Source organism: Neobacillus sp. C211 (assembly GCF_051842875.1).
In the GTDB taxonomy this organism is placed as follows: Bacteria; Bacillota; Bacilli; order Bacillales; family Cytobacillaceae; genus Neobacillus.
In genome coordinates this window covers 1-8,175 of the sequence record NZ_JBPXRO010000064.1, presented here as the reverse complement: position 1 = coordinate 8,175, position 8,175 = coordinate 1, and the positions used below count along the sequence as shown (strand labels likewise).

Genomic DNA, 8,175 nt, shown 5'->3' with positions numbered 1-8,175 from the left:
TAAAGTTATTAATTTTGGAAAAAATGGATGCTATAAAGAATGGAGGGTTATGCGAATGAAACGATTTGTCTCTGCGATAGTGACATTTTTTTTACTTACAAGTTTAATGAGTACATCTGCTTTTGCAGCTGAAGAAAAAAAGAATGCTGAAGAAAAGAAGAATGCTGATATCGTCAACAATGTAAAATCCGCTATTTTAATTGAACGTGACACAGGTAAAGTGCTTTATGAGAAAAACAGTAATGAAGAGCTTCCGCCTGCAAGTATGACCAAAATTATGACGATGCTTTTAATTATGGAGTCAATCGATCAAGGAAAACTTACTTGGAATGAAAAAGTCAGAGCAAGTGAGTATGCTGCCTCGATGGGCGGTTCACAAATTTTTCTTGAAGCTGGCGAAGAAATGACCACCAAGGAAATGTTAAGAGGAATTGCTATTGGTTCTGGAAATGATGCTTCTGTTGCTATGGCTGAGAGAATTGCAGGGTCAGAAGAAGCATTTGTTGATATGATGAATGATAAGGCCAAAGAACTTGGCTTAAAACATACTTACTTTAAAAATACGACGGGACTACCGGTCAGTGGTCATTTCAGCACTGCAAGTGATATGGCTATTATGGCGAAGGAACTATTAAAATATGAAGACATTACGAAATTCACCGGGATGTATGAAGCATATCTTCGTGAAAATACAGACAAAAAATTCTGGCTTGTTAATACCAATAAATTGGTGCGCTTTTATCCTGGTGTGGACGGACTCAAAACCGGCTTTACTGCAGAAGCGAAGTACTGCTTAACGGCAACAGCTCAAAAGAACGGCATGCGCGTAATTGCAGTGGTGTTTGGCGCGCCCACATCCAAGGAAAGAAATGCCCAAGTAACTAAAATGCTTAACTATGCTTTCAACCAATATCAAACACATCCTATGTATAAACGTAACCAGACAATTGCCCAAGTGAGAATAAGCAAAGGACAGGAAAAGTCTGTAGAGGCTGTAACAAGTGAGCCAATTTCCTTGCTGACTAAAAAGGGCGAAAAAACAGCGGATGTAAAACGTAAAGTGATTATCAATAAAAATCTTAATGCCCCAATTCATAAAGGTGATAAAGTAGGGACCATAAAGTTGATTAAGGACGGAGAAGTGTTTCTAGAAAGTCCTTTATTAGCAAATAAAAATGTAAAAGAAGCTGGATGGTGGACCCTATATAAACGTTCCTTCGGTATGTTTACAAAGGCGGGTAAATAAAGACACTTCCGCGTTTTCGATGTCGAAATAACTAGATATGTCACTTCTTTTAGCGAAAAACAACTTGTTTTGTATTTGGAGAAGGATATTAACACCCGTAAAGAGAATTGACTCACTATACCAGATTAAGGAGGACGTGGATAGTGAGTCTTAATATTAATATGGAAACAAAACATGACGTTCTATGTATTCGTTTAAGCGGTGAATTAGATCACCACACCGCGGATGAACTTCGCGAAAAAGCGATAGCAGTTATTGAAAAAAATGATATTCGTCATATTGTCTTAAATCTGGAACATCTTGCATTTATGGACAGTTCAGGCTTAGGAGTTATATTAGGCAGATACAAACAAATTAAACAGGTGCACGGTGAAATGGTGGTTTGTGCAATTTCCCCTGCAATACAAAGATTATTCGATATGTCTGGTTTATTCAAAATCATAAAAATGGAACCGACAGAAGAATTTGCATTGCAAAGATTGGGGGTGGCCTGAGTGAAGAACGAAATGAATCTTCAATTCAGTGCATTAAGTCAAAATGAGTCCTTTGCCCGTGTAACTGTTGCAGCTTTTATAGCACAACTAGATCCTAATATGGATGAGTTGACAGAAATTAAAACAGTCGTTTCAGAAGCCGTGACCAATGCAATTATACATGGTTATGAAAATGATCCAAATGGAATTGTCTATATTCAAGTAATCATTGAAGATAGTTTAATTGATCTGACAATAAAAGATGTTGGAATGGGAATTGTAGATGTGGAAGAAGCTCGTCAGCCATTATTTACAACAAAGCCGGACTTAGAACGTTCCGGTATGGGTTTTACTATCATGGAGAATTTCATGGATGAGGTAGAGGTTCATTCACAGCCAGGTCGAGGAACCGAGGTTAGATTACGAAAGCATTTACAAAACCGCAAAATGCTTTGCAATTAAGGAGACTTGCCAATGGATGTGGAGGTTAAGAACAATAAAGGTCAAACATATTTAAAGGACCATGAAGTAAAAGAGCTCATCAAAAAGAGCCAAGACGGAGACCAAGTATCAAGGGATTTAATTGTTGAAAAGAATATGCGTCTGGTCTGGTCTGTTGTCCAACGGTTTCTTAATCGGGGCTATGACCCTGATGACCTATTCCAGATTGGTTGTATCGGATTATTAAAATCAGTTGATAAATTTGACCTTTCATATGATGTAAAGTTTTCGACATATGCAGTTCCAATGATTATTGGTGAAATCCAGCGATTTATCCGTGACGATGGAACCGTTAAGGTTAGCCGCTCACTGAAAGAAATGGGAAACAAAATCAGAAAAGCGAAGGATGATTTATCGAAAACGCTGGGAAGAATTCCGACCGTTAACGAGATATCCGCCCATCTTGAGCTGACACCGGAGGATGTAATCCTTGCTCAAGAAGCAAGCAGGACACCTTCTTCCATTCATGAAACCGTTTATGAAAATGACGGGGATCCGATTACATTACTTGACCAAATTGATGACGGTAATGATGGAAAATGGTTTGATAAAATTGCCTTAAAGGAAGCTATCCGTGAATTGGATGAACGGGAAAGACTTATTGTCTATTTAAGATATTATAAAGATCAAACACAATCCGAAGTTGCCATTCGGCTCGGAATTTCTCAGGTACAAGTATCGCGACTTGAAAAAAAAATATTGCAGCAAATGAAAGGCCGTATGGATCTCTGATTCATACGGTCAGATTGTCGAGAAAGGGTATTTTTCTCGGCAATTTTTTATTCTCAGCATTTAATTATTCATTGTACCTGCTAATGGGCCTGTAGATTTCCGCTCCAGGCACTTGCTTTCCGCGGGCGGTCCGGGGAGCCTCCTCGGCGCTAGCGCCTGCGGGGTCTCCCCAGCCCCGTCCTCCCGCAGGAGTCTGCGTGCCTTCCGCGCAAATCAACAGACATGTTGCAAAGCCTATATATTAATAATATTATAATAAATTAACGCGGTGAATAGTTAAAGTTATTGTAGAAAATAAGAGGCTGTCGAAAGTTTCTCGACAGCCTGGCCGTATGGATCTCTGATTCATACGGTTTTTATTTGTTGAATAACTTTGGAAGTTTTTGGATTTCATGAAAAAAATGCTTATTACTCATACTATTTATACGAGGAAATCATTGTGTGGGAAGTGAATGTTTTGGAAGAAACAATATACATCCGCATGCGGAATCGTGTCCAAACACCGCCTGAAGAAAAAGTATTGTTAAAGGATATTGCCCAAGTCATTGCCCCGGATGAAGTTCTTTCACATTTACAAACTATGATGATCCATCAATTAACAGATGCGGACCAGAATATAGTCATCATAGATGTCATGAAAGTAATCCACCTATTAAAGAGAGAATTTGGAGAAGTGGAAGTTCAAACCATTGGTCCTGCGCAAACCATCATTGAAGTCACGTATAAGAAAAAGGGAGTTTCCATTCCCTATTTTCTTTTAATATGGTTTCTCTTATTTTTTGGTTCAGCCATGGCGATCATGAATTTTCATGATGATGTAAGTATGAAGAGTGTCCAAGAAAAAATATATACCATCATTACTGGAAAAAAAGAAACAAAACCATTACTGTTTCAAATCCCCTATTCTATTGGTTTAGGCTTAGGAATGATACTGTTTTTTAACCATTTTTTTAAGAAACGTATTAATGAAGAACCCAGTCCTCTAGAAGTAGAAATGTTTAATTACCAAATGGATTTAGATAATTACGTAATTATCCATGAAAATAAAGAAAGTATAAAAAAAATTAATGATGATTAGTATTTTAGCGATTATCTTTTTAGGTGTAGCAAGCGGACTGGCGGTAGGATCTGGTTTTGTAGCTTTTCTTACGGTGCTCGGAGTTATCCCGAGACTAACACAACTTAGTAAAACAATTAAAATGATTCAACACTATGAATGGGCAGTATTCTTAGGAGCACTCACGGGGGTAGGAGCGAGCCTAAGGGACCCCGTTTTAAACATTCATTCCTTCCCATTAATTTTTCTAGGATTGACCGGTGGGACTTTTTATGGAATGTTGGCTGCCGCTCTTACAGAGGTATTAAATGTCTTCCCCATTCTCGCCAAAAGAATCCGATTAGATGGAGAAATTACCATATTAATTATGGCCATCGTATTAGGAAAGATTTTTGGATCTATCTTCCAATGGGTTTATTTTGTTCATCATTAAAACTTTTGAAAACAGTCTAGCACTAGTGCTTAACAGGCGCTTACGCTTTTCTGATGAAAGGACATCACAGAATGAGCATTCGGAGGCGTGTTATTTTAATAACTGATGGTGATGAATATGCTAAGAGGGCTGTAGAACATGTTGCTAGAGAAATTGGCGGCAGGTGTATATCCAGTTCCCAAGGAAATCCGTCAACATTAACTGGACTTGAAATAGTCAAGTTAATAAAAAAGACTCCTCACGATCCTGTATTAGTGATGTTTGATGATAGTGGCATAGTTGGAGAAGGCGCAGGTGAAAATGCATTGAAATTTGTTGCTCAACATAAAGAAATTGAAGTTCTGGGCATCATTGCTGTCGCAGCAAAATCAAGACATGAAGAATGGGCCAGGGTGGACATTAGTATCGATCGAGATGGGAATTTAACACCATATGGGGTAGATAAATTTGGTATACCAGAGTTTGAAATAGGGAGAATAAATGGTGACACTGTTTACTGCCTCGATGAATTGAAGGTACCTATCATCGTAGGCGTTGGGGATATTGGCAAAATGGCAAGACGTGACTCCTACAAGCAGGGTTCCCCGATAACGAAAAAAGCAGTGGAGCTTATACTTGAAAGGAGTGGCTTTCATGTCAAGAAGTAACGAACAAAAATGGCCAATCCCGGAATCGGTAAATGAAATAGAAAATTATATGAAACAGCGGGTGGGCCTAGGGGTAAGCTTTGATTTTGGAGTAAGGAAATTAAAAGTCCTTAAAAAAGACGTCCATATTTACTATGTTAATGGGTTATGTGATACCATTTACATTATTCAATTGATTAAAGAATTAGTAGAAATCAATTATCATGAAAAATTATCGACAGACCTCTTTAAGATTGTTGAAAATAGACTAGTTAATCAATCTGTTGAACAGATTAACCAGCTGGATATCATTGTCGACAAGGTTTTATCTGGATTGATTGTTGTTGTAATGGAAGGGGAAAATACTGCTTTTGCCATTGATGTTAGAAGCTATCCAGGCAGGCAGCCTCAAGAGCCCGATACAGAAAAGGTAGTTAGAGGATCACGTGATGGATTTGTTGAAAACATTATTTTGAATACAGCTTTAACAAGACGAAGAATTCGAGATGAACGACTGCGCTTCGAAATGCTAAAGGTAGGCGAACGGTCAAAGTCAGATGTGGCTTTAGGTTACTTAGAAGATGTTGCAGATCCAGATTTGTTAAATATTATTCGTAAAGAAATAAAAGCAATTGAAACAGATGGAATTCCAATGGCTGATAAAACGATAGAAGAATTTATCTTGAAACAGGGATGGAATCCATATCCGCTCGTAAGATATACGGAGCGTGCTGATATTGCTGCTACACATATTCTCGAAGGGCATGTTGTTATTTATGTCGACACTTCCCCTAGTGTTATTATTGCACCTGCTACATTTTTCCATCATGTGCAGCATGCAGAGGAATTCCGTGAATCACCTGCAATGGGAACATTCCTGCGTTGGACGCGTTTTTTAGGGATATTGACGTCTATTTTACTACTTCCATTATGGATGTTGTTTGTATTGGAACCTTCATTATTACCTGAAAAGCTCTCGTTTATTGGACCAAATGAACAAACCAATATTCCAATTATCGTTCAAATATTTTTAGCGGATTTTGGGATTGAATTTTTACGATTAGCGGCCATTCATACACCTACTCCACTTTCAACTGCAATGGGTTTAATTGCTGCAGTATTAATTGGCCAGATTGCGATTAGTGTTGGTTTATTTGTTCCTGAGGTAATCTTGTATGTCGCCGTTGCAGGGATAGGCTCTTTTACAACTCCAAGTTATGAATTAAGCGTCGCAAACAAAATCGGTCGATTAACACTGTTGATTCTTGTTTCAATCTTTCATCTGCCTGGATTTGTCATTGGGACGACAGTATTCTTTCTCTTTCTTGTTAAAATACGTGCCCTTAATACACCTTATTTATGGCCGTTCCTTCCTTTTGAACCGAAAGGATTTTTGCAAATAATTGTGCGCCGTGCAATACCAGGGTCCGTTCTCAGACCTAGTATTGTTCATCCTAGAAACCGATACAGGCAGCCGCCTAAAGCGAACGAGAAATAATTGCACTTTTCTAGCAGTTATGCTAAAGTATTTTTAATTAAATAAAGGGATAAAGTATGAAAATAGGCAGTATCTTTTGCAGATTCTGTCTATTTATTATTATCTTTTATGATTGTCCGCATAAACTATAGTGAGTGATTGAGAGAGAGGGAAGGGAATGTATTTTTACGGGACAACAGGGGTAAATAAAAATGGAAATTTAGAAATTGGCGGAGTTGATTCTGTTGAGTTGACTAAAGAATTTGGAACTCCCCTTTATGTATATGACGTCGCATTAATGCGCGAGAGGGCACGGTCCTTTAAGCGGGCATTTGAAGAACAAAATATTAAGGCACAAGTAGCCTATGCCAGTAAAGCTTTTTCAACCATTGCCATGATTCAGCTCGCCGAGGAAGAAGGTTTATCACTTGATGTAGTGTCTGGTGGTGAATTGTATACTGCTTTGGCTGCAGGATTCCCAGTCGAGAGAATTCATTTTCATGGAAATAATAAAAGCAGAGAAGAATTAGAAATGGCATTGGATCAGGAAATCGGCTGTATTGTTGTGGATAATTTTTCGGAACTTGCGCTATTGAAAGCAATTTCGATCGAAAAAAATGCCCATGTAAATATCCTGCTAAGGGTAACTCCGGGAATTGAAGCCCATACCCATGATTACATTTTAACTGGGCAGGAAGATTCGAAGTTTGGGTTTGATCTTCAAAATGGACAAGCGGAAGACGCATTAAAAATGGCGCTTGAAATTGAAAACTTTGAGGTACTTGGACTCCATTGCCATATTGGATCACAAATTTTTGAAACAACTGGCTTTTTATTAGCTGCAAAAAAGATTGTCCAAAAAATGGAAGCGTGGAAAAAGGAACTTTCCTTTGAAGCAAAGGTTTTAAATTTGGGCGGGGGCTTCGGGATCCGCTATACAAAAGAAGATGAACCATTACAACCATTCCAATATGTGAGTGAAATTATACGGGAAGTAAAAAAGTTAACGGAGGGCTACTCTTTAAAGATGCCAGAAATTTGGATAGAGCCAGGTCGTTCACTTGTTGGCGATGCAGGAATTACCCTTTATAAAGTGGGTTCGTCCAAAGAAGTACCTGGTGTTAGAAAGTATTTAGCGGTTGATGGCGGAATGAGTGACAATATTCGACCTGCACTCTATCAGGCCAAATATGAAGCTGTTCTTGCAAATAAGCCATTAAAGAAAGCGAATAAAACTGTTTCAATCGCTGGGAAATGCTGTGAATCTGGAGATATGTTGATTTGGGATTTGCCGCTTCCAGAAACTGGAGAAGAGGATATACTCGCAGTTTTTTGCACGGGTGCCTACGGCTATTCAATGTCAAATAACTATAATCGAATCCCACGTCCGGCTGTCGTTTTTGTAGAAAATGGTACAGCAACACTTGTAGTAAAAAGAGAGACCTACGAAGACTTACTACGCCATGATTTGCCGCTGAAATAAAAAAAGCTGCCACTTCGTTTGAAGTGGCAGCTCAGGCTGTCGAGAAACTTTCGACAGCCTCTTATTTTCTACAATACTTTAACCATTCACCGCGTTAATTTATTGTAATATTATTAATATATAGGCTTTGTAACATGTCTGTTGATT

The 8,175-nt window shown here is 38.4% G+C and carries 9 protein-coding genes; all 9 read left to right on the top strand.

Annotated elements, in window-relative coordinates; translation table 11 throughout:
- The first annotated feature begins 55 nt into the window (after positions 1 to 55).
- The 9 genes from ACSU6B_RS28600 to lysA all read left to right on the top strand — a co-directional run bounded on the left by ACSU6B_RS28600 (position 56) and on the right by lysA (position 8,028).
- Positions 56 to 1,246, top strand: coding sequence for a D-alanyl-D-alanine carboxypeptidase family protein (locus ACSU6B_RS28600; protein ID WP_410889827.1), 1,191 nt, complete (start codon positions 56 to 58; stop codon positions 1,244 to 1,246).
- Between the two features lie 143 nt (positions 1,247 to 1,389).
- Positions 1,390 to 1,740 carry an anti-sigma F factor antagonist gene (spoIIAA, locus tag ACSU6B_RS28595; RefSeq protein ID WP_168244969.1) on the top strand — a complete coding sequence of 117 codons (351 nt, stop codon included), beginning with the start codon at positions 1,390 to 1,392 and terminating at the stop codon, positions 1,738 to 1,740.
- Entirely contained in the window at positions 1,741 to 2,181 is a 441-nt protein-coding gene (gene spoIIAB / locus ACSU6B_RS28590) for an anti-sigma F factor (protein ID WP_088088858.1), read from the top strand. It abuts the gene before it with no gap.
- A 12-nt stretch (positions 2,182 to 2,193) separates the two neighbouring features.
- The gene (gene sigF, locus ACSU6B_RS28585; protein ID WP_215005076.1) at positions 2,194 to 2,952 is read left to right on the top strand and encodes an RNA polymerase sporulation sigma factor SigF; all 759 of its coding nucleotides are present in this window, start codon (positions 2,194 to 2,196) and stop codon (positions 2,950 to 2,952) included.
- Positions 2,953 to 3,409: 457 nt separating this feature from the next.
- The gene (locus ACSU6B_RS28580) at positions 3,410 to 4,030 is read left to right on the top strand and encodes a stage V sporulation protein AA (RefSeq protein WP_215005073.1); all 621 of its coding nucleotides are present in this window, start codon (positions 3,410 to 3,412) and stop codon (positions 4,028 to 4,030) included.
- Entirely contained in the window at positions 4,020 to 4,442 is a 423-nt protein-coding gene (locus ACSU6B_RS28575; protein ID WP_410889825.1) for a stage V sporulation protein AB, read from the top strand. Before ACSU6B_RS28580 ends, ACSU6B_RS28575 begins: the two co-directional genes overlap by 11 nt.
- Before the next feature lie 77 nt (positions 4,443 to 4,519).
- Positions 4,520 to 5,089: a stage V sporulation protein AE gene (locus tag ACSU6B_RS28570; RefSeq protein WP_308162587.1), complete on the top strand. Its 570-nt coding sequence runs from the start codon at positions 4,520 to 4,522 to the stop codon at positions 5,087 to 5,089.
- Positions 5,076 to 6,566 carry a spore germination protein gene (locus ACSU6B_RS28565; RefSeq protein ID WP_215005064.1) on the top strand — a complete coding sequence of 497 codons (1,491 nt, stop codon included), beginning with the start codon at positions 5,076 to 5,078 and terminating at the stop codon, positions 6,564 to 6,566. The genes ACSU6B_RS28570 and ACSU6B_RS28565 overlap by 14 nt, the downstream gene beginning before the upstream one ends.
- 157 nt (positions 6,567 to 6,723) lie before the next feature.
- The gene (gene lysA, locus ACSU6B_RS28560; protein ID WP_410889823.1) at positions 6,724 to 8,028 is read left to right on the top strand and encodes a diaminopimelate decarboxylase; all 1,305 of its coding nucleotides are present in this window, start codon (positions 6,724 to 6,726) and stop codon (positions 8,026 to 8,028) included.
- Positions 8,029 to 8,175: the final 147 nt, after the last annotated feature.